General features: G+C 42.0%; 16 protein-coding genes. 11 read left to right on the top strand and 5 right to left on the bottom strand.

Annotated features, from left to right (window positions below; genetic code table 11):
* Window positions 1–42: 42 nt before the first annotated feature.
* A complete protein-coding gene (locus ACJAZP_RS09630; protein WP_415230528.1) occupies window positions 43–423 on the top strand; it encodes a PaaI family thioesterase in 381 nt (126 codons plus the stop codon).
* A gap of 50 nt (window positions 424–473) precedes the next feature.
* Here ACJAZP_RS09630 and ACJAZP_RS09625 read toward each other — a convergent pair whose 3' ends face one another.
* Complete coding sequence (locus tag ACJAZP_RS09625; protein ID WP_415230527.1) at window positions 474–2,030, bottom strand: DUF3612 domain-containing protein; 1,557 nt, start codon at window positions 2,028–2,030, stop codon at window positions 474–476.
* 186 nt (window positions 2,031–2,216) lie between these two features.
* Between ACJAZP_RS09625 and ACJAZP_RS09620 the strand changes: the two genes are divergently transcribed.
* The 3 genes from ACJAZP_RS09620 to ACJAZP_RS09610 all read left to right on the top strand — a co-directional run bounded on the left by ACJAZP_RS09620 (window position 2,217) and on the right by ACJAZP_RS09610 (window position 8,282).
* Window positions 2,217–4,385: a malate synthase G gene (locus tag ACJAZP_RS09620; protein WP_415230526.1), complete on the top strand. Its 2,169-nt coding sequence runs from the start codon at window positions 2,217–2,219 to the stop codon at window positions 4,383–4,385.
* A gap of 65 nt (window positions 4,386–4,450) precedes the next feature.
* Window positions 4,451–6,046, top strand: coding sequence for an isocitrate lyase (locus tag ACJAZP_RS09615; protein ID WP_415230525.1), 1,596 nt, complete (start codon window positions 4,451–4,453; stop codon window positions 6,044–6,046).
* A 310-nt stretch (window positions 6,047–6,356) separates the two neighbouring features.
* A complete protein-coding gene (locus tag ACJAZP_RS09610) occupies window positions 6,357–8,282 on the top strand; it encodes an amylosucrase (RefSeq protein ID WP_415230524.1) in 1,926 nt (641 codons plus the stop codon).
* 109 nt (window positions 8,283–8,391) lie between these two features.
* Here ACJAZP_RS09610 and narL read toward each other — a convergent pair whose 3' ends face one another.
* Together narL and ACJAZP_RS09600 are read right to left on the bottom strand one after the other, a co-directional pair.
* Window positions 8,392–9,036 carry a two-component system response regulator NarL gene (narL, locus tag ACJAZP_RS09605; RefSeq protein ID WP_415230523.1) on the bottom strand — a complete coding sequence of 215 codons (645 nt, stop codon included), beginning with the start codon at window positions 9,034–9,036 and terminating at the stop codon, window positions 8,392–8,394.
* A 38-nt stretch (window positions 9,037–9,074) separates the two neighbouring features.
* Window positions 9,075–10,823, bottom strand: a complete 1,749-nt coding sequence (locus tag ACJAZP_RS09600) for a histidine kinase (protein WP_415230522.1) — start codon at window positions 10,821–10,823, stop codon at window positions 9,075–9,077.
* Between the two features lie 340 nt (window positions 10,824–11,163).
* Between ACJAZP_RS09600 and ACJAZP_RS09595 the strand changes: the two genes are divergently transcribed.
* The 6 genes from ACJAZP_RS09595 to ACJAZP_RS09570 all read left to right on the top strand — a co-directional run bounded on the left by ACJAZP_RS09595 (window position 11,164) and on the right by ACJAZP_RS09570 (window position 20,633).
* The gene (locus tag ACJAZP_RS09595) at window positions 11,164–12,768 is read left to right on the top strand and encodes an MFS transporter (protein ID WP_415230521.1); all 1,605 of its coding nucleotides are present in this window, start codon (window positions 11,164–11,166) and stop codon (window positions 12,766–12,768) included.
* A gap of 135 nt (window positions 12,769–12,903) precedes the next feature.
* Complete coding sequence (locus ACJAZP_RS09590; protein WP_415230520.1) at window positions 12,904–16,683, top strand: nitrate reductase subunit alpha; 3,780 nt, start codon at window positions 12,904–12,906, stop codon at window positions 16,681–16,683.
* Window positions 16,684–16,693: 10 nt separating this feature from the next.
* Window positions 16,694–18,232, top strand: coding sequence for a nitrate reductase subunit beta (gene narH, locus ACJAZP_RS09585; RefSeq protein WP_415230519.1), 1,539 nt, complete (start codon window positions 16,694–16,696; stop codon window positions 18,230–18,232).
* A gap of 4 nt (window positions 18,233–18,236) precedes the next feature.
* Window positions 18,237–18,986, top strand: coding sequence for a nitrate reductase molybdenum cofactor assembly chaperone (gene narJ, locus ACJAZP_RS09580; RefSeq protein ID WP_415230518.1), 750 nt, complete (start codon window positions 18,237–18,239; stop codon window positions 18,984–18,986).
* Window positions 18,987–18,996: 10 nt separating this feature from the next.
* Complete coding sequence (gene narI / locus ACJAZP_RS09575) at window positions 18,997–19,683, top strand: respiratory nitrate reductase subunit gamma (RefSeq protein ID WP_415230517.1); 687 nt, start codon at window positions 18,997–18,999, stop codon at window positions 19,681–19,683.
* Window positions 19,684–19,820: 137 nt separating this feature from the next.
* Window positions 19,821–20,633 (top strand): peptidylprolyl isomerase, encoded by an 813-nt coding sequence (locus ACJAZP_RS09570; protein ID WP_415230516.1) that lies wholly within the window; start codon window positions 19,821–19,823, stop codon window positions 20,631–20,633.
* A gap of 113 nt (window positions 20,634–20,746) precedes the next feature.
* Here the strand turns inward: ACJAZP_RS09570 and ACJAZP_RS09565 are convergent, their stop codons facing one another.
* Complete coding sequence (locus tag ACJAZP_RS09565) at window positions 20,747–21,115, bottom strand: hypothetical protein (protein ID WP_415230515.1); 369 nt, start codon at window positions 21,113–21,115, stop codon at window positions 20,747–20,749.
* A gap of 381 nt (window positions 21,116–21,496) precedes the next feature.
* A complete protein-coding gene (locus tag ACJAZP_RS09560) occupies window positions 21,497–22,606 on the bottom strand; it encodes an NAD(P)/FAD-dependent oxidoreductase (protein ID WP_415230514.1) in 1,110 nt (369 codons plus the stop codon).
* Window positions 22,607–23,170: 564 nt separating this feature from the next.
* On the opposite strand from ACJAZP_RS09560, the gene ACJAZP_RS09555 reads away from it, so the two are divergent.
* The gene (locus ACJAZP_RS09555; protein ID WP_415230513.1) at window positions 23,171–23,659 is read left to right on the top strand and encodes a hypothetical protein; all 489 of its coding nucleotides are present in this window, start codon (window positions 23,171–23,173) and stop codon (window positions 23,657–23,659) included.
* The last annotated feature ends 188 nt before the right edge of the window (window positions 23,660–23,847 follow it).

Here is a 23,847-nt window from a genome sequence, read left to right as displayed (position 1 = left end):
CAGTTGTTATAATCATTTCAATTTAAAATAAGGGAGCAACACATGAAAAATATAGTTTTACCATTTCTTGAACATATCGGGGCTTCATTAAAGAACTTTTCTAAGGGTAAGGCGGAAGTTGAATTACATATACAGCCTTATCATCTTCAGCATATCGGCTTTGTACACGGAGGTGTGATATCGACTCTGATGGATAACACCGGTTGGTACGCCGCAGTATCTAACCTTGAAGACGGCTTTACGGCAGTCACCATGGAGATAAAGATAAACTACCTAAAACCGGCTTTAGGAAAGTACCTGCTAGCATCGGCGGCGATAAAACGGCAGGGGCGTACGACCTCATTTGTGACCATCGAACTTCATGATCAAGAAAAACTGGTCGCCTATGCAACGGGAACCTATGCGCTTATAAAAGAGGATTAAAGCAGCAGAGGATCGAAAATGTCTGCAGCAGTTGCGAGTCATTCGAGCTGTTATTCAAGGTGCTTACTTTCAAAAATAGACTCAATAGCTTTTTCGGTATAACAACCCGGCTGGCGCGGACACACCGCTCCCCGGGAACAGATTAACCTTGCCTCACCTGCAATTCCGCGCTCTATCCAATTAATATTTAAAATCCGCGCGACACTGACTAACACTTTTTTGATATGGGCGGGGATTGCCGCAGAGCCGCCGTTAGCGATACAAATCTGTTTTAGTTCTCTGACCAGAGCCAGCGCATCATGACCTTGTGCATCAATCGCCGGATTCAAATCAATACCGGTACACAAAACATGGTTTACATCGGCCGAATCCTGCACTTTAATCGATTCACAGCAGTAGATTTTGGGCGTGCCGTTTTCATTGAGTATCGATATTTGCGCGGCAGTCCCCTTCGAGCTCATTCCGAGCATGCGAAATACCGACCAGTGCTGGCAGGGATCTTTTACCACGCGCATATTTCCCCAGGGTAACGGGATACCATTTCCCCGGTAAACCGCCTTCAGTTTACCGGGGCTGTAAGCGTCAAAATAGTGCCAGTTCGGATAGGCCGACACCGCCGTCATGCGGCGCATAACAACGGATTCCGATACCTCTATCAGTTTGCAGACATTAACTTCATAACCATGACGATCCAGTAACTGCCGAAAAGCGACCTTCGGGCAAAGCAGCGCTGCGGCAAAAAAACTGCATTCAAAATCTTGCCAGGCGTGCAGTATATCCTGGGCATCCAGGCTGCTGGATTGGGACTGATGTTGCGCTGAGCTCTGCACGTCATACTGGGTTTTATCACCCGCCACCATAATGCTTTTTTCGCCGTCACTATTGTGTAAAACACGGTGAGCTATATGCACTGCAAGTTCATATTTGAGGCGGGGAGTATTTTTTTTCAGAATAGAGTTCAAATAAACGGTGTTCGGGGGCTGGAAATAGGAGGTCACCATATGCTTGGATTTTTCATTAGCAGGGCTTTGTCGGCCGCCGGGTAATTTGCTGAACCAACTTATTTTCAAGCCTTGCTGCTCTGCAATTTCCATTAAATCTTCAACGTATAAAGGCATGCGTTTTTTGCCCACTTCTTCTGCCGCACGCTCTAAATCAGGGAAATGATTCTGGTGATGTTCCTGATGAGCACGAATCAGTAAGTGCGCAAACTGCCGGCCGCTGGTGCCTGTTTGTGAGAGCATTTCCGGAATGGCTATCTGTAGAATTTCATTGGAAAAAAGAAAACTCGGCTCAAGCGCCATCCCTTTGATGCCACCACGACTGCCTTTCTCGGGGGTGATTTCAGATTGCTCCGAGGCGTCATCTAAAAACCACTGCATATTTTTTTGAAAAACCGTGGCAATGACTTCCAGCATCTCTTCACTGGGCACACGTTTGCCTCTTTCGATCATCGACAGATAGGAGACTGAAGGGGCATATTCCGGCTCTAATTTCACACAACGGGAAGATAAATCATCGAGTGTTAAATGATTTCTTTTCCGTAAGTTACGAATCTTAGTACCCAGAAAATGCGATTTTCTGATTAAGGTTTTTGAATTTTTCATTTTGTAAAATTCACACTGTGTAATTTTCTTTGTGAAATTATAAGAAATTTAAGTATAGACTTCTAGCCATAGGATGAAAAACAAACAAAAGTTGTTTGAAATATAAGCCAGATCACTTTTTTACTTAATTTCAGCAAGTGATATGACATTCAAGTAAGCAGTCAAATAAACACAAGGAATGCAGCCATGAGTCTACCGCAACCAAAACAGAGTGAAATTAATGCCAATTTTTACAATTTCATCAATCAAGAAGTACTGCCACATACCAATTTGAATGGCGATGATTTCTGGTTTGACTTAATGAAATTGGTTAAAGATTTTGCACCGCTTAATTCGCAGTTATTAGCCACGCGTAAAACAATGCAGAAGCAGATAGATGACTGGCATCTGTCTCATCAGCACTTTGAGCCGCAGCAATACCAGTCGTTTTTGAAAGAGATCGGCTATTTAGTGGAGCAGGGTGACTCCTTTAACATCGAAACACAGAATGTGGACAGTGAAATATCCACATTAGCCGGACCGCAGTTGGTCGTGCCGGTACAAAATGCACGCTTTGCATTAAATGCTGCCAATGCTAGATGGGGCAGTTTATACGATGCCTATTACGGCACTGATGTTATTCAGAAAACCGGTGCCTTAAAACCCGGTGCTAAATTTAATGTCGCCCGCGGCCAACGTGTCATCAAGCTCGCTAAAGACTTTCTTGATGAAGTTTTTCCGCTCGAGAGTGGATCGCACCATGATGTTTTAAGTTATTTAGTGTATTACCAGCATCTTTTGGCTTTTTTCCCCGACGGCAGTAAAACCGGCTTGAAAATACCCTCGCAGTTTATTGCATTGGATGGTTCGAAAACCGACCCAAGTTATCTGCTGCTAAAAAACAACGGCTTACATATTGGCATTGTGATTGATCGTCACGGGAAAATTGGTTGTTCAGATCTTTCCGGAATTGATGATATTCAAATCGAATCAGCCCTGACCACTATCATGGATTTTGAAGACTCGATTTCAGCAGTGGATGCAGAGGATAAAGTGGCAGCCTATAAAAATTGGCTGGGTTTAATCAAAGGTGATTTAAGCGCCACTTTCAGCAAAGACGGTCAACAGCTGACCCGCCAGCTTAATCCAGACAAAGTGTTCATCGATAAAGAGGGCGAACGTTACGTTGTTCACGGACGGGCATTGCTGATGGTGCGTAATGTCGGCCACTTAATGGGGACAGATTTAATCCGTGATAATGATGGCAATAATGCTCCCGAAGGTATTATTGATGCGGTTATTACCTCGTTAATCGGCAGTATTGATTTACAGGAAACAGCTAACAATAAGATCCGTAATAGCCGCAGCGGCAGCATCTATATTGTTAAGCCTAAAATGCACGGGCCGGACGAAGTGGCTTTCACCTGTGATTTATTCAGCCGCGTGGAGAAGATGCTTAAGCTGCAGCCCAATACCATCAAGCTTGGCATTATGGATGAAGAACGCCGTACATCGGTAAACCTCAAAGAGTGTATACGAGCAGCAAAGTCCCGAGTGGTATTTATTAATACCGGTTTCTTAGACAGAACCGGTGATGAAATCCATACCAGTAAAGAAGCGGGTGCTGTTTATCCTAAAGCGCTGATCAAAACCATGCCCTGGTTTGATGCCTACGAAAATAACAATGTAGATGTTGGACTCGCCTGCGGATTTTCCGGAAAAGCGCAGATTGGTAAAGGGATGTGGGCGATGCCCGATGAAATGAAACAAATGATGAAGGATAAAATTCAACATCCTTTATCCGGTGCTAATACCGCCTGGGTGCCGTCACCCACGGCCGCGACCTTACATGCGCTGCATTATCACCAGGTAGATGTCTTTAAAGAACAGCTGAAAATAGCGCAGCGGCCGGCGGCCAAGCTCAGTGATTTATTAACCCTGCCAATCATGCCGAGTGATTATCAGTTGTCCCCGGAAGAGATTGAAAAAGAGTTAGCAAACAATATTCAGGGCATTTTGGGTTATGTGGTGCGCTGGGTTGAAATGGGCATCGGTTGTTCAAAAGTGCCCGATCTTAACAATGTCGGATTGATGGAGGATCGCGCCACCCTGCGTATTTCCAGCCAGCATATCGCCAACTGGTTAAAACACGGGTTATGCAGGGTCGATCAGGTCAACCGCATTATGCGCAATATGGCAAAAGTTGTAGATAAACAAAATGCAGGTGTCGCCGGTTACCAGAAAATGTCTTCGAATTATGAAATAAACGATGCATTTCAGGCCGCACAAGCATTGATTTTTGAAGGAGCAGATCAACCCAATGGATATACAGAGCCATTGTTACATGAGTACCGAGTGTTCGCAAAAAATCACTAGAAACAGCTGCTTCTAGGGATATCCACATTACCACTAATGAATTTAACAACAGAGAGAGGCTTATCATGAATTACAATACTGAAAAAACCAACGCTAGTAATGTTATTGCACAACAGGGTGATGCTTGGAAAGCGATTAATCCTGACTATGTTGCCCGTTTGCGTTCACAAAACCGCTTTAAAACAGGTATTGATATTGCTAAATACACCGCGGCAATCATGCGCGAAGATATGGATGCGTATGATACCGACAGCAAAAACTATACTCAGTCTCTCGGTTGCTGGCATGGATTTGTCGGCCAGCAAAAAATGATCTCTATTAAAAAGCATTTTACGACCACCAAAGGCACCTATTTGTACCTTTCCGGCTGGATGGTTGCGGCAATGCGTTCTGAGTTTGGTCCGCTTCCCGACCAGTCAATGCATGAAAAAACCAGCGTTCCGATGTTAATAGAAGAGCTTTACACTTTCTTAAAACAAGCCGATGCCCGTGAACTTGGCCATGTATTTAAAGAGTTAGATGCCGCTAATGAAAAAGGTGACCAGGTTGCAGCGCAGGCGGCTTTAAAGAAAATCAATGAATTTGAAACACATGTGGTGCCTATTATCGCCGATATTGATGCCGGTTTTGGTAATGAAGAAGCAACTTATCTGTTGGCCAAGAAAATGATTGAAGCGGGCGCCTGCTGTATTCAGATTGAAAACCAGGTATCCGATGCCAAACAGTGCGGTCACCAGGATGGCAAAGTAACCGTCCCGCATGAAGACTTTCTGGCCAAAATAAATGCGGTACGTTATGCATTTCTGGAGTTGGGTGTGGATGATGGTGTTATTGTTGCGCGCACCGACTCTTTGGGTGCAGGTTTAACTCAAAAAATCCCAGTATCACAATCTTCGGGGGATCTTGCTGAGCAGTACAATAACTATATTGACGGCGAAGTACTGAGCTCTTTAGAGCAGTTAAAATCAGGTGATATGGTACTGAGTCGCGGCGGAGAATTGATCAAACCCAACCGTTTAGCCAATGGCCTGGTACGTTTTAAACCCGATACAGGTGAAGACAGGGTGGTACTCGATTGTATTACTTCCCTGCAGAACGGCGCCGATTTATTGTGGATTGAAACAGAGCAGCCTAACGTTGGACAAATTGCCGGCATGGTAAACCGCATTCGCGAAGTGGTTCCCAATGCCAAACTTGTTTATAACAACAGCCCTTCATTTAACTGGACATTAAACTTCAGACAGCAGGTGTTTGATGCCTGGAGTGCAGATAATGTTGATGTTTCATCTTATAGCCGGGCTGATTTGATGAGCCCGCTCTACGACGATACTGAATTAGGCCGTTACGCTGACCAAAAAATTCAGAACTTCCAGAAAGATGCGGCCAAAGAAGCGGGTATTTTCCATCACTTGATAACCTTACCGACTTATCATACCGCGGCTTTGTCGACGGATAATCTGGCCAAAGATTACTTTGGTGAAATGGGCATGCTGGCTTATGTTAAAAACGTGCAGAGACAAGAAATTCGCCAGGGGCTTGCCTGCGTAAAACATCAGGATATGTCCGGCTCTAATATGGGCGATGATCATAAAGAGTATTTCTCCGGCGATCAGGCGCTGAAGGCCTCGGGTGAAAATAATACCATGAGTCAGTTTTCATAACGGATAGCTAATCGGCGCTTTTATTATCGCCAGACTATAAGCAAAAAAGCATACAGGGTGGTTAACTGTATGCTTTTTTTTTTAGCTTTAATTGGTGCGGGGTACCTATATTGCTAACTTGTTTGCATGGTAGTGAATGACAATGTTGTGTGAGTCACAATCAGGAATAATAATAGGGTTAAAGGTTAGGTTATAGCCGATTCAGATTTAAATTGTTTGCTTTTTGCATTATGTTGAGGAGTTTTAGGGGCTATCGAAGCAGGGACTCAGGCTGCGATAAATTTTAATTACTAGGGTGAGCAGAATAAATATGGATTTACTCTTTGAAAGTCGGCGTACTTTAAAACGCATTCTAACGCTTATTGATTTATCTAAGCTGACAAAAAAAGACTCAGTGCTTTTTTTATCCCGACTGGACAAAAATTTCCCTGCATTATTTGCCAAATTACATCATTTATACGGTGAACAATATGATTTCTTTTATCATTTGCAGCAACTGGTGGTGCATCTGGCGGCGGGCGTTGCTGCCCGCTCGAAAAAACTCAAACAAAAAGACAAACTACGACTTAATAAACCGGATTGGTACCGTGATCAGAAAATGCTCGGCATGGCAGCTTACGTGGACCTGTTTGCCGGTGATTTAAAAAAATTAAAAGCAAAAATTCCCTACCTTAAATCCTTAGGCATTAATTACTTACACTTGATGCCCTTATATAAATCTCCCGAAGGCGATAGTGATGGTGGTTATGCAGTTTCTGACTATCGTCAAGTGGACCCTAAACTGGGTACTGAGAAAGATCTGCTTGCCCTTGCCGATGCGTTATCCGTTGAGGGGATAAGTTTGGTGCTGGATTTTGTGTTTAATCATACTTCCGATGAACATAAATGGGCAGAAGCCGCCCAGGCCGGCGATCCGGAGTTTGCCGGTTTTTATTACTTTTTTGAAGATAAACAAGAAGTTGATGACTATAACCAAAGCTGCCGGGAAATATTCCCGACCGTGCGTCGTGGCAGTTTTACCTATTTAGAAGCTCAAAGAAAATGGGTATGGACTACTTTTAACAGTTTCCAATGGGATCTTAACTACTCAAATCCTGCGGTTTTTAATGCCATTACCGCTGAGATGTTGTTTCTGGCGAACCTTGGTTGTGAAGGGCTGCGTCTGGATGCATTGGCTTTTATCTGGAAAGAAAAATGGACACCTTGTGAGAACCTGCCAAAAGCCCATACGCTTATTCAAGCCTTTAATCTATGCGTACAAATTGTCGCGCCTGCGGTTGTCTTTAAGTCCGAAGCCATTGTTCATCCCGATCAAGTGGCCAAGTATATTGCTAAAGAAGAGTGTCAGTTATCCTATAACCCATTAATGATGGCCTTAATGTGGGAAGCGCTGGCAACCCGGGAAACGAAGTTACTGAGCGCATCCTTAACAAAAAGTTTTACCATCTCGGCGCACTGCAGCTGGGTTAATTATATTCGTTGCCATGATGATATTGGCTGGACCTTTGACGATGCTATCGCTGAGAAACTGGGTATTAACGGTTTTGACCATCGGCGGTTTCTAAATAATTTTTATACCGGACGTTTTGCAGGCTCTTTTGCGCAGGGAGTGCCATTTCAAGAAAACCCCGTTAATGGAGACTGCCGCGTGTGCGGATCACTGGCTTCATTAGCCGGGTTGGAGAAAGGGCTTGAGCAACATAATCAGCGTGATATTGATTTTGCGTTAAAGCGAATCAGTCTGCTGAACAGTATTAATCTGAGTATCGGCGGTATTCCACTTATTTATCAAGGCGATGAACTGGGCATCTTAAATGATTACAGTTACCTTAATGATCATAGTAAAAAAGAGGATGCACGCTGGGTTAATCGTCCGGCAATCAGCGAAGAGGATATTGCATTCGCCAAACAAGCCGACTCAGCACAATTTGTGGTCAATCAATCATTGCAGGCTATGATAGATATTCGTCTCCAGCATCAAGTCTTTGGGATTGCGGAGACTGAGATCCTAGAGACCTATAATGCGCATCTCTTTGCTTATTGCCGAATTCATGAAAATGGCCAGAAAATGCTGGCCATCTGTAATTTCAGTGAAGAAAGTCAATCGGTTGCATTTTCAATTACCGATATTTTGGCTTCGCATAAGCTCCTTGATTTACTCACCGCTTCCAAGGTTAACAAAAGCGCATTACTTGAGTTAGGCACTTATCAGGTACTTTGGCTGGTGGCAGGGTAGTTCTTGCTTAGGAGGCTGTTGCCGGTGATTAACCGGCAACGGCTTAAATGTTCCAGGTGTTGCTTCAGGTGAAAATTTTATCCACAGCTGCAATAACTCTGGTTAATAACTATTGGTAAACTTTATGCTCCACGGCCCAAATAGCGGCCTCAACTCGCGTTTTTAAGGCTAATTTTTTCAATAAGTTTTTAACATGAACTTTAACCGTGCCTTCGGTAATATTTAACGTATTAGCAATGGCTTTGTTGCTCTTTCCAATGGCAATTTTTTTCAGTATTTCAACTTCTCTCTGGGTTAGTTTTTCAAATGGACTGAGTACATAAGGTGATTGCAGGGAGCGAATTAAAATTTGCGTAAGCGGACTGCTTAAAACCATTTCACCTTTTAATGCAGAATTAATTTTTTCGATTAACTCCTCGGGTTCAGAATCTTTTAACAGATAACCATCGGCGCCAAACTTGAGTGCTTGTAATACGTCAATTTCATTATCAGAGACGCTAAACATAATAACTTTAGCTTTTATTCCGGCATGTTTTAAGGCGTTTAAAGTGTCTATACCACTTAAACCTTTCATATTTAAATCAAGTAAAATCAAGGCGGGTTGATGCTCTATTGCCAGAGCAATGCCCTCTTCGCCTGAACTTGCTTCGGCAACAACTTGAAGGTTATCTTCCAGACCTAGTAACTGGGCAACCCCTTTTCTAAGCATCGGGTGATCGTCAATTAAAATGATTTTGCTAATGCTTATTGTCATCTGTACAAGCCCTTTTTTATGCAACCGCTCTAACTGTTTTAAAGCAGATATTCAAACTCGAATAATACACGAGTTCCGTTGATTTTATCAGATTGCAAATCAATCAGAGTATTGAGTGATTTTGCTCTCTCTTTCATAATGCCTAACCCAAAATGACCCTGAACATTGGCACTTTTTATGATCCCCTGTCCGTCATCCCATATTTGTACCTGAACTTTATTGCTGTTTTTTCTCAGTGACACAATGGCATTATTTGCTTTGGCGTGTTGATGTACATTGGATAATGCTTCGCGGACAATTTGCAGGACATGAATTTCCTGATTAGCCGAGAGAAAATTCTGCGCTAAATTGAATTCAAGTTTAATCGGATGCTGACATTTTGCGCTAAATTCTGCCACCGTACCCTGTAATGCTTTTTCAATTGAAGGATCATCCAGTTTTAAGCGGAAGGTGGTGAGCAGTTCTCTAAGTTGCTGATATGCACTATTTAACCCTTGTTTAATATCTTCTATGGTTTCGCTGATCTGCTCTTTTTCCACATCCTTTTGCATTTTTCGGGTTAGCAGACTCATTTGCACTTTAAGATAAGATAAGGATTGGGCTAACGAATCATGCAACTCTCTTGCTATCACCGCGCGCTCTTCAACGATCAGCAAACGATCATTAATATTACGTTTTTGTTCCAGCTCAATCGCAGTGGCGACAATATCTGCCATGGTTTGTAATAATTGTTTTTGCCACTCTTTAATGTTTTCGTTTTTAGGGAAGTGCCAAATTAAATGTCCGAATAACTGATTAGATTTTTCAAGCGGAAAATTCAAGCATTCAAGGCAGAAAACGTTAATACCATTCACCATATTGACACACTCAATAGTGCCAAATGTTGACTGCCTTTCAATACAAACTTTACCAAAACCGAGCGCTGTTTCGAGCTCTTCGATTATTTGTTGATCGGTTTGGTGAAATTCGTTTAGTGCAAGATTATCGGCTGCATGATACAAAACCTGCAACGATTGATTACTGCGCATAAGTTCTTGAGTTTTAATGGAAACGCGCTCTTCATAATCCTGATAGGTGGATTGTAATTGCTGCGACATTTGATTAATGGTGGCGGCCAGCACGCCTAATTCATCATTCTCCTGGTAGTCTGCTTTTAAATGAAAATGGCCTTTACCAAGCTCACTGGCCACTTTGACTAGTTGTCTGAGTGGTAAAATAATGGTGCGCTTAAGTCGAACTAATACAATCAATGAAATAATGAGGGTGGATAAAAGACCTAGCCCTTGAATTAAACGCAAAAAGCTTAATTTTTTTTCTGATTCTAACTGCAGCAGGGTGACTAATTGATCAATCGAATTAACAAACTGATCATAGGCTTCGATACTTGATTTTTGCTGCGGATTTTTAAACGTTAGCCATAACGTCTGGATCTTCTGATATTGAGTTCCAATTGAATCACTTTCATGGGCACGGGTAATTCCACCTAAAAACAGATGGTTAAGGCTAGTGTCAAAGGCCTTTATCTCTTTTATTAAAATAGATTGTTTATCACTGCTCTGCAGTAAATGTGCCCGGGATATCTGCATGGCGTGCATTCGCAGCGCGCCGGCATGGTTAATTTGTTCGGCGTCTCCACTCAGGCCTAAGGTAACGAATATCGAGGAAATCATGCTAATTAAACTAAAGGTAATAATAACCGCCAGTATTCGACCGGTCTTGACCACCAGTGATGAGCTGCTCGATGAAGTTTTTTTCGTTTGTCCGTTATTTTCATCAGTATGATTCATAGTCAGTTTTTTTCTTAATTTGCTCTAATGCTCAAAAGTTTAATGCACAGTAAAAGTCAGTTATTGATTAAAAACAAGCATATACCACTTAATAGTTAATGGACAAAAAAAATACCCCCCCTCCGCTGAACAATTCAATAAAAACAAAATAAAAACAACAGGTTAACTAAATAATAAAAATACCTCTTTAGTGGTATTTTGGTTTTTTTTGGTTGTTTGTTGAGCTAATCGAGCTGATCTGGATCAAGGTTGTAATTTCTGCACTTGTTATTTTCGCATCGCAGTATTTTTATACTTTATGAGTAACAAATTTACAAACTAACTTAAATCGGAGAATAAAATGTCAGATATAGAAAAGTGGGAGGTAGAAGACCCGACGTTTTGGGAGTCAGAAGGAAAAAAGGTGGCCAACCGAAATCTCTGGATTTCAATTCCTAGCTTACTTTGTGGTTTTGCGGTCTGGCTTTATTGGGGAATTATCACCGTCCAGATGTTAAATATTGGATTCCCCTTCGCAAAAGCGGAACTCTTCACTTTAATGTCGATTGCCGGATTGACCGGTGCAACCCTGAGAATACCCAGTAGCTTTTTTATTCGTCTTGCGGGTGGTCGTAATACCATCGTTTTTACCACCGCGGTATTAATTATTCCGGCGGTTGGTACGGGTATCGCTTTACAAGATGTAAATACACCTTTGTGGGTTTTCCAAATATTGGCTTTATTATCCGGTTTGGGTGGCGGTAACTTTGCTTCCTCTATGTCTAACATCAGTTTCTTTTATCCGAAGAAAAAACAAGGCCTGGCTTTAGGTTTGAACGCGGGTTTAGGTAACTTTGGTGTCACTACGATGCAGATATTGGTACCGCTTGCGATGACCTTTGGTTTGTTCGGTGGCGAGCCGATGACTCTGGTGACCACCTCCGGGACTCTGATTGGTAAAATTCCTGCCGGGAGCGAGACCTGGATCCATAATGCCGGATACGTGTGGTTATTATTTTTAGTGCCTCTGATGGTCATTGGCTGGTGGGGAATGAATAACCTCAAAGCTTCGCACGTAACCCCTGATTTACCCGGTCCTGTGACTTCATTTTCAATCATTACCGGCATGTTATTGATTGGTTTAATCACTTCTACCGTGGGCTTATGGTTAATGCTGCCTGAAGCTGTCAACGGTTCAGGTTGGGGTATTCCTAAGGAGCTTGTTTTAGCCTGCGTAGTCGGTGCAACAGTCATGTTGTTAAAGTTTCTGCCCGGCAAAATAGGTAAAAATTTAGAACACCAATATAAAATTTTCAACAACCCCCACACCTGGGTAATGAGTATTATTTATACCATGACCTTTGGCTCTTTTATTGGTTTTGCCGCCGCATTTCCGCTGGCGATTAAAGTTATTTTTGGTTATCAACATATCATGGTTAATGGTGTGATGACCCATGATGTGATTAATGATCAAGGTCCAAGTGCTTTAATGTATGCCTGGATGGGCGCATTTATTGGTGCATTGATTCGTCCGTTGGGCGGCTGGATAGCCGATAGATTGGGCGGCGCAAAAGTGACCCAGGTTTGTGCCGTGGTGATGACTGGCAGTGCACTCGGGGTTGCTTATTATATGAAAGCTGCATATGCATCGGCGACACCACAAGATTATTTCGTCGAGTTTCTGGTGTTGTTTTTAATTTTGTTTGCGGCAACAGGTATTGGTAACGGTTCAACTTTCAGAACAATTTCAATCGTCTTTAATAAAGAACAAGCGGGCCCTGTTTTAGGCTGGACTTCTGCTATTGCCGCCTACGGCGCTTTTTATATTCCTAAAGTGTTAGGTGAGCAGATCAGTGCGACTACGCCTGAAGTTGCATTATTTGGTTTTGCGACCTTTTATGCGATTTGTATTGGTGTCAACTGGTGGTTCTATTTACGAAAAGGAGCCGAGTTCCATAATCCATAAAAAACTATTTTTACAACAAAGGTAACTGTTGTGACCTTTGTTGTTTTTTAAATTATCAAGAAATTAAATGTGTTAAATGCTATTTGGTGACTGACTTTTACTAAGCGGTCGATTAATAAGTCAACGGAGACAAATATGAGTCATTTTTTGGATCGCTTACAGTTCTTGAAAAAGAAGACAGGTGAGTTCTCAGACGGACATGGTGAAACCACCAATGAAAGCCGTGAATGGGAAAACAGTTACCGCCAACGCTGGCAACACGATAAGATCGTACGCTCTACCCATGGGGTAAACTGTACAGGATCTTGTTCTTGGCAAATTTATGTTAAAAATGGTTTAGTGACCTGGGAAACTCAGCAAACGGATTATCCCAGAACGCGTCCTGATTTACCCAACCATGAACCGCGCGGCTGTCCTCGTGGTGCAAGTTATTCATGGTATTTATACAGTGCAAACCGTTTAAAATACCCGAAAATACGCAAATCTTTAATGAAGTTATGGCGTGAAGCACGCTTAAGCATGAGACCTGTAGACGCCTGGGCATCGATTGTTGAAGACCAAGAAAAAGCGACATCTTATAAATCTAAACGTGGTCTCGGTGGTTTTGTTCGTTCGACCTGGGATGAAGTTAATGAAATGATTGCCGCGTCAAATGTTTACACCGCTAAAACTTACGGTCCGGACCGTATTGTTGGTTTCTCTCCTATTCCGGCAATGAGCATGGTTTCTTATGCCGCCGGCTCTCGTTATTTATCTTTAATTGGTGGCGTTTGTCTAAGTTTCTATGACTGGTACTGCGACTTACCTCCATCATCTCCTCAAGTTTGGGGCGAACAAACCGATGTGCCGGAATCAGCCGATTGGTATAACTCAAACTATATTATTGCCTGGGGTTCAAACGTTCCTCAAACACGTACACCCGATGCTCACTTCTTTACAGAAGTAAGATATAAAGGTGCCAAAACCGTTTCCATTACGCCGGATTACGCTGAAGTTTCAAAATTAACCGATGAATGGTTAAACCCGAAACAGGGTACCGATGCGGCATTGGGCATGGCATTTGGTCATGTTATTTTACGTGAATTCCACTTGGATAACCCAAGTGAATATTTCACTGAATATGTGCGAACCACCACCGATTTTCCGATGTTAGTTGTCTTAGCAACACACGATGACAAATCATTGAAATCAACCCGTTTCCTACGGGCGTCAGACTTAAATGATAATTTAGGACAGGAAAATAATCCTGACTGGAAAACCATCGCCATTGATGAGAATTCCGATGAGATGGTTTCTCCAACCGGTTCAATTGGTTATCGTTGGGGCGAAAAAGGCAAGTGGAATATTAAAGCCCGTGAAGGTAAAAACGGTGCGGATACTAAACTACAGTTGTCACTCCTTGGTAACGATGTCTCTGCGGTTGCTTTCCCGAACTTCTGTGCCGACGACAGTAACAAATATTGGACTGCCTCCGATGGTGACAATATTTTAGTCAGAAACGTGCCGACTAAAACCATTAAGGGTGCCAAGGGTGAAGATTTAGTTGTTGCTACTGTTTATGACCTGATGATGGCCAACTATGGTCTTGATCGTGGTTTAGGTGGTGAAAATGTTGCTAAAAGTTATGATGATGTCACTCCGGGAACGCCTGCCTGGCAGGAACAGATCACCGGTTTAGACCGTAAAAAAGTGATTAAAATCGCCCGTGAATTTGCTGATACCGCCAATAAAACTAACGGTAAAGCGATGATTATTGTCGGCGCTGCAATGAATCACTGGTATCACATGGACATGAACTACCGCGGCCTGATCAACATGCTGATGATGTGTGGTTGTATTGGTCAATCTGGCGGCGGTTGGGCTCACTACGTGGGACAGGAAAAATTGCGTCCGCAAACCGGTTGGTTACCCCTGGCCTTTGGTCTGGATTGGTGTCGTCCTCCACGTCAAATGAATGGTACTTCTTTCTTCTATAATCACTCTTCGCAATGGCGTCATGAAAAAGTCAGTATGCATGAAATATTGTCACCCTTAGCCGACAAAGAAGAATTTCCTGAGCATATGCTTGATTACAATATTAAAGCAGAACGTATGGGCTGGTTACCTTCGGCTCCTCAGCTTAACCGTAATCCTTTGCAGGTCACCCGTGATGCGGCTGCCGCTGATATGGAAGCCAAAGACTATGTTGTTCAAGAGCTTAAAAGCGGCAACTTAAAATTTGCCTGCGAAGAGCCGGATCAACCAGAGAATTTCCCGCGTGTTATGTTTGTGTGGCGTTCAAATCTGCTTGGTTCTTCAGGTAAAGGTCATGAGTACATGCTTAAGTATTTATTAGGCGCAAAAAATGGCGTGATGAATGCTGACTTAGGTGAAAGTGGTGGTGTTAAACCCGAAGAAGCTGAATGGGTGGATGAAGGTGCAACGGGTAAACTAGATTTAGTGGTCACCTTAGATTTCCGTATGTCATCAACCTGTATGTATTCAGACATTATATTACCAACGGCTTGTTGGTATGAAAAAGATGATTTGAATACTTCCGATATGCATCCCTTTATTCACCCGTTATCCACTGCGGTTGATCCTGCCTGGGAAGCTAAATCCGATTGGGATATTTACAAAGGCGTCGCCAAAAAATTCTCAGAAATCTCCGTTGGTGAATTAGGTGTTGAACAAGATATTGTGACTGTGCCTATGCTCCACGATACCACCGGTGAATTATCTCAGCCCTTCGATGTGAAAGACTGGAAAAAAGGTGAGTGTGATTTAATCCCCGGCTTAACCGCACCTAATATGATGGTAGTTGAACGCGATTTCCCGAATACCTACAAAAAATTCATCTCGGTTGGACCCGCACTTGAAAAATTGGGTAACGGCAGTAAAGGTATTTCCTGGGATGCCAAAACCGAAATGAAACTATTAGGTGATTTAAATCACCGTCATACCGACGAAGGTATCAATAAAGGTCGTCCCGTTCTTGAAACGGCGATTGAAGCCTGCGAAATGATTTTGACCTTAGCGCCGGAAACTAACGGCAGTGTGGCGGTTAAAGCGTGGGAATCGATTGGTGAGTTTACCGGCATTGACCACACTCATTTAGCTAAACCTAAAGAAGATGAAAAAATTCGTTTCCGTGATGTTCAAGCGCAGCCACGAAAAATAATCTCTTCGCCAACCTGGTCCGGACTTGAAGATGAGCATGTCAGCTATAACGCAGGTTATACCAATGTGCACGAGAACATTCCATGGAGAACCATTACCGGTCGTCAACAGTTCTATCAGGATCACAAATGGATGCAGGCATTTGGTGAGCAGTTTGTTTCTTACCGTCCGCCGATAAATACAAAAACCGTTGAGATGATGAAAGATTCTAAGAGTAACGGTAATCCCGAAATATTACTTAACTGGATCACGCCGCATCAAAAATGGGGTATTCACAGTACTTATTCAGACAATTTATTAATGCTCACACTTTCCCGTGGCGGCCCGATTATCTGGTTAAGTGAAACCGATGCTAAAGAAGCTGACATTGAAGATAACGACTGGGTTGAAGTGTTTAATGCTAACGGCGCACTTGCCTGCCGGGCAGTCGTTTCGCAGCGGGTTATGCAGGGTATGGTGATGATGTATCACGCGCAGGAAAGAATTGTAAATGTACCGGGCAGTGAAATGACCGGAACGCGTGGTGGTCACCATAACTCGGTAACCAGAATTGTAATGAAACCGACGCACATGATTGGTGGTTATGCACAGCAATCTTGGGGCTTTAACTATTACGGCACCGTGGGTTGTAACCGCGATGAAATGGTTGTGGTAAGAAAAATGGACAAAATTAAATGGTTGGATGGTTCGGACACAGATCCTGCACTGAACGACAAACTGCCGCGCGCACTTCCTACTAACCCAGATCAAGCTTAAGGAGTAGAACATGAAAATACGTTCTCAAATTGGAATGGTACTTAACCTTGATAAATGTATCGGGTGTCATACTTGTTCTATCACATGTAAAAATGTTTGGACGTCTCGAGAAGGCGTCGAGTATGCCTGGTTTAACAACGTTGAAACTAAACCCGGTATTGGTTATCCCAAAGAATGGGAAAACCAGGATAAATGGAAGGGCGGTTGGATAAGAAAATCCAATGGTGATATTCAGCCAAAAATCGGCGGAAAATTTCGAGTATTAGCAAATATTTTCGCCAATCCGGATCTGCCTGAGATTGATGATTATTACGAACCCTTTGATTTCGATTATCAGCACCTGCATACGGCCGATGAAGTTAAACATCAGCCTACTGCCCGTCCTCGCTCGGTTATTTCCGGCAAGCGCATGGAGAAAATCGAATGGGGTCCAAACTGGGAAGATATTCTCGGGACTGAATTTGCTAAACGCAGCAAAGACAAGAACTTCGATAACATGCAAAAAGAGATGTACGGCGAGTTTGAAAATACATTCATGATGTATTTGCCGCGTTTGTGTGAACATTGTCTAAACCCTGCCTGTGCTGCAGCCTGTCCTTCCGGCGCTATTTATAAGCGTGAAGAAGACGGTATTGTGCTGATTGATCAGGATAAATGTCGCGGCTGGCGGATGTGTGTTAGTGGTTGCCCTTATAAAAAGATTTACTTTAACTGGAAATCTGGAAAATCAGAAAAATGTATTTTCTGTTATCCAAGAATTGAAGCGGGCATGCCAACGGTTTGCGCCGAAACCTGCGTGGGTCGTATCCGTTATTTAGGCGTTCTTTTATACGATGCCGATAAAATTAAAGAGGTGGCTTCAACAACCTCGGACACCGATCTCTATGAAAAACAGTTAGAAATATTTTTAGACCCGAACGATCCGGAAGTGATTGCACAGGCTAAAAAAGACGGTATTGAAGATAATGTCATTGCATCGGCACAAAAATCACCTGTCTATAAAATGGCGGTTGACTGGAAACTGGCGCTGCCGTTACACCCTGAATATCGTACCTTACCCATGGTTTGGTATGTGCCTTCTCTCAGCCCCATTCAAAGTGCGGTTGATGCAGGTACATTAGGCATGGCAGGCGTTATTCCAGATATTCGTTCACTGCGCATTCCGCTTAAATATCTGGCCAATTTATTGACCGCCGGTGACGAAAAACCGATTGTTCGTGCTTTAGAGAGACTGCTTGCAATGCGTGCTTATAAACGTGCTGAAAATGTTGAAGGTGTCGAAGATTTAGAGGTGCTTGAACAAGCTGGTCTTTCAAAAAAACAGGCAGACGAAATGTATCGTTACTTAGCAATTGCCAACTATGAAGACCGTTTTGTTATTCCCACCGGCCATCGTGAAATGAATGTGCCCGATGCCTATGATGAAAAAACCGGCTGCGGTTTCACCTTCGGTAATGGTTGCAGTACAGGCAATAATGACGTGAATATGTTTGGTGCTAAAAAAGTGGCAAAACGTGACGTTATCAAAACTTTTAATGTAGGAGAATAGCACTGTGGACTACCCAAAAATGACCATTTTAAAAGTCATTTCACGGTTACTCGACTATCCTTCGGCAGCGTTGTTTGACGCCGCCGATGAAATGATTGATATCGTGAGTAAAAGTGACTTAGTGAGTAAAAAAAATAAGGGCGATTTAATCACCTTTATTGAACAACTATGCGCCCGTGATTTGTATGATGCGCAGGAAAGTTACGACTTATTATTTGAGAGAGGCCGTGCACTTTCTTTATTAATGTTTGAACATGTTCATGGTGAATCCCGTGATCGCGGTCAGGCAATGGTTGATTTAATGAATGTCTATAAATCCAATGGCTTTGAAAATGATTCAGAGCAATTGCCTGATTATATTCCACTTTTTCTGGAATTTCTAAGCGAGCAGGATGCCACGTTCGCGCAGGAATGGTTGGGTGATATGTGTCATCTGATGATGATGTTATCCGAGCGCCTAATCGATCGGAAATGTTATTACTCCTCTGTATTTGAAGCCTTGATTGATATCTCCGGAGAGCAAGCTGACCGGGAAGAAATAGTTGAAGCCGTCAGTAAAGAAGAGAGAGATGACACCATCGAAGCTATCGACAAAGAGTGGGAAGATAAAGAGATTAAATTTGATAATCCCGTTGACGATGATTGTTCAGGCTCCGGATTAAAAACCTCTAAAAACTCATTAGATCCCAATAATATTCAACAGATCCCAATTAACTGGGTTGATGCTGACGCTGCACAAGTCACTGGATTATAAGGATAACGCTATGATTAATTTAAATAATTTAAATAATTTATTGTTTGGGGTTTATCCCTACGTTGCAGTCATTGTTTTTTTGGTTGCCTCTTGGATTCGTTTTGACAGAGAGCAGTACACCTGGAAAGCGGATTCAAGTCAGTTGTTAAACGGCAAAAATTTTCGTCTTGCCAGTAACTTGTTTCATATTGGTGTTATTTTTGTTTTGTCCGGACACCTTGTTGGCTTGCTAACACCGGAATCGATTTATCATCATTTTATTTCAAGCCCTAATAAACAATTGCTTGCGATGATAAGTGGTGGATTTTTTGGTTTTATCTGCTTGATTGGTTTAGTGATGCTCATCAATCGTCGTTTAACCGATGCGCGTGTTCGTGCCAACTCAAAAAAATCCGACATCATGATTTTGTTCCTGCTGTTAATTCAGCTGCTGTTAGGTTTGACGACTATCTTTATTTCGACGTCTCATTTAGACGGTTCGGTGATGATTCTATTAGCCGATTGGGCGCAAAACATTGTCACTTTCCACGGCATACAAGCGGCTGATTCAATTGAATCTGTCAATATCATTTACAAACTGCACATTTTTGTGGGTCTAACCATGGTATTGATTTTCCCATTTACCAGATTGGTCCATATCATCAGCGTGCCAGTGTGGTATTTAGGCCGGTGTTACCAGGTTGTTAGAGAAAGATAACCTCTCTTGCTTCTTTACCCTCTCTTTATCGAAGAGGGTAAAGGCAGTTTTTAAATTTTTAGTGACTGGCTTTTCCAAGCGACCCTCTTATAGAGGGAAGATGTAATTAAAGAGCCAAATAAAGAAGAGAAATTATTATGAGTTCATGTAGTTCAGCACCCGCACAGCCAGCACCTTCCAAGTCATTACCCGTTATTAAAGTTAATGGCGTAGAGATAGAGGAAATCGATTTAGCCAGCGAATTACAATACCACCAGAATGCCAATTTTGATGTGGTTGTCCAACAAGCTGCTCAAGCGTTAGTGGTGCGTCAGTTATTATTAAATGAAGCCAAAAGCAAAGGATTCACTGTTTCTAAAGAGCATGAAGAAGAAGTACTGCAGAAATTATTGGCTGAAAATGTCACCAGCGCTGCTCCCTCAACTGAGGCTTGTTTGCGTTATTTTAAAAATAATCCCGACAAGTTTATGACTTTACCCTTATTAGAAGTCGACCATATCTTGTTAGCCGCGGCTAAGGATGATATTGCCGGCCGTGATGAGGCTAAAAAGAATGCGCTTAATATTATTGAACAGCTTGAAAAAGATCCCACGCTGTTTGCTGCTTTAGCCACTCAATATTCGGCTTGTCCATCAAAGGCCACCGGCGGCTCTTTAGGTCAAATCAGTAAAGGTCAAACAGTCCCTGAATTTGAACGCGTGTTGATGTTAATGCCGGAAGGTTTGGGCGATAAGCCGCTGGAGTCTCGTTATGGATTGCACGTGGTAAATATTACTCGAAAAATTGAAGGCGAACCATTGGAGTATTCAATGGTGGAAGATAAAGTAAAAGGTTACTTAGTTCATCGTGCTTCACATTTGGCGATTCAGGCGTTTATTCAAGATTTGGTTGAAAAGGCTGATATTGAAGGGGTTAAAATGTTGTTTGCAGAGCAGAATATTTATATTTAATCTTTGCTCTATTTTCCTTTTTAAGCTGTAATAGTAAATCCAATAATCCTCGGGCTCAGTCCGAGGATTATTCATTTTAGTCCGAACATCCGCCTCAGCCGTTCGCGGCCGTCCTAAATGTCACAGCCATCTTCTTTCATTAGTTTTTTAGCTTTTTCTATGTCTAATTGCTCAATAGGCGAGGCCAGATAATAAGGAAGCTCTACTTCTTTTTCACTCAATTGAATCATTTTACCCTCGATCAAACGCTCTATCACTGAATCAAGAGTCTCCTCAAGGCGCTCCGGCGGCTGTTGATACTGGCCACCCATGTGGTCAATTAACTCTTTGATGGTGTGCTGACCATCAGCCAGTGAGACAACGACACCAAACCATTCTTCCAGCTCCGTTGTGTCAGTAGGGTTATTAATGTCAGCCAGCGCGACTTTGCCCGCTTTGCGTGTAAATATGGCGGTACGGTAAAAAAATTGTGCTTTATCCAAAATAAAATCCCTGCTTGATTGCAACGTGAATAGCAAATCAGCCAATTTACATCGGCCCTTAAACTTCCTTAAAATACAGTGCTGGTTTTTCACTTAAACTGTATTTTAAGATAGCTGAGAGCTAATGTGCTTAGCCTGATTTTTCTCTTGGTATAATAGCAATTATCCAACAAAATAAGTGACTTAATTGCCTTCTTGTCGTCATATCGGAAGTATTTCTGTCAAGAGATTTAATCAGTAATATATTCGCTGCTATTCCTGTTTATAGGGTTAATTCTACCCTTGAGGGAATACACTTTTTCATCTATATCCGTTCGTCAGGAATAACCGACGACAGATTCTTCTTTCACTTATTTTATTTTTATAATATCTGTCAACTCATTACAAAACCTGGAATAGTTTTATAAATTTTCTATCGATGTAATCTTTAATCATAAAAGCAATTTTACCCGAGAAGGTAAGGACCCCTTTGGAGAACACTCCTTCTCCATCTCCAAGATTATAAATCAACAGGTAATCTCCACCGGGCGAAAAAATTTCTAAGGGCTTGCCCTCAAGTGCTGCCATTAAATTATTATATAAAACCAGGTTTTGACGCACCGCATAAACACCCACCTTATTAAGTGGCTGATCAGCATAATAGATACAATCACCTCCTCCAAAAATATTGGTGTGGCTGGTCGATTGTAAAAATGAATTCACTTTTAAACCGCCATCAGGACCAATATCCAGGCCCGACTGAGCAAAAATTTTCGACGGCTTAACACCTATCGCCGGAAAGATAATATCAGCACTATAAGTAGTATCATTTTCTACGCTAATCTTGTCATCAGCGACTTTTTCAACATAACCTTTTTCTATTATTTCAATCCCTTTACGGACCAGCAATTTACGCACCAGCTTTCGTACTTTAGGGGCTACCTTGGACATTAATCCAGGCCCACTGAAAAGCTGTATATGCGGTTGGTGTAATGCTTTTTCTTTACATAATTGATGAATATTTCCGGCGATCTCAACGGCAGCAGGTCCGCCGCCAAGAACTGCTATTGAAATAGGGCCATCCTTTAACTTTCCAATAATGGTCTTCTTGGCTCGGTTTAGCTCTTCAATAGGTTTGGCCGTAAAAACGTTATGACTATCCCCTTCAACAATATCTTTAGGAACGTAAGAGCCCGCATTACAAGAGACAACATCATATTTAATCTCCTCATCACTTTCCTGTAGATACACAATTCGCTTTTCAGGATCGATTCGGCTGGCATGTGCTTTGATAAATCTGCCGCCTTTGCTTTCAACCAGTGTTTTAGTTGAAAAACGAATATCATCAGGCTCGTATGTACCACCCAGCATTCCGGGTCCCATGCCGCTATAATAATGATAGTCTGCCGGTTGAATGACGGTTACCTGATACCCTTTAGCTATAAAGGTATCTAATTTACTCAGGGTTATCATGTGCGCATGCCCCCCTCCAATCAAAACAAGACTTTTCATAGCCGTTCGTTCCTTCGGTTGTTTAATGCGTGAACTCGGCATTGTAATGTGACTAGGTTATTGAACCGCGATTTTATGAACAGTTTATAACACCGTCCTTGCTTCCATCAACTGCTCATAGATAAAGAGATTTTCATATTAAAGTAATATCGCAGCTTATACGCGTCAGCAACGAGGCATTGCAACCCAAATAGCCTATGAAAATGCACTCATCAGTTTGTTGGTTCTTTATACAAGGCAGAGCGAGGGTAATGAAGTTATTACATAAACAGGCGATAACGCAGTAGAGGGGGGACTATAGGATCCTGTCTTTATATTTTGCATTATCTTGTTTTTTACTCGCAAAATGAAAGACTAATAATCATGACTCCTTAGCTGCATCTTTTTTTGTGATGTAATCTTCTTTTTATTTTGGATGAGAGCGATATTTATTTTAGTGTGATGATTTAAGATAATATAAGGTATGTCCTACCTTTTGTTTTATCTGATAGATTTGAAACCACTTTATAAAAGAGTATTACTAATAAATTCATAAATTCATAAATAAATAATAAGGAGAAAAAAATGCAAGATGAAGAGTCTGATTTTCCGATTGAATTAACAAAGGGGGTTTGGCACTCAACTAGTTCAGAACGTTATAATAAAATATCAGAGTCAAAATATATAAAGCCTGAGCCAGATATACCTGATGAAGAGCGGTGTACAAATTCATCTTCTTTTGTTAGATCGTTAGGAGGAGTTAGTCTTTTTGATTTTCGTCATTTTAATTTGGCAGAGTACAATCATAAGTATGATCTCGCGATTTGGGCAACGTTTGTTCCGTGTCGCTCAGGGTGGGATGAAACTATATGGTTAGAGCTTGATGAAGAAAAAATGAATACTGCCTATCTATCTCCGAATGAGGTTATGTTAAAACTAAGCATTGCAAAAGCAGGGCAACAAATTGTTCCTGAGATAGAGGCTGCTCATATTGGTGTTATACCAATTTCTTTTATTAAAAGAGCTCTACGTTATAGTGATATGTTAGGTGAGTTTGTGGAAATACATGAATAAGTCCATGCTTCGCGGGTAAGAGAAAGTGAATACGCAATGGTAAATGTATTGTTTAGTTCATAATATTGATAAGTTAATAAACAGCCTGTATTAAGTAAAGGGCGAAGCCATAATATCAAATAATCCTCCATACACACCTCAATAAACCAATTTACCACTCAATTTAATCAGTTACTTATTAAAAGTGG

This window comes from Psychromonas sp., from assembly GCF_047632955.1.
Lineage (GTDB): Bacteria > Pseudomonadota > Gammaproteobacteria > Enterobacterales > Psychromonadaceae > Psychromonas.
Note: the sequence above shows the minus strand (reverse complement) of the source record. Positions and strands in the feature narration are given on the sequence as shown.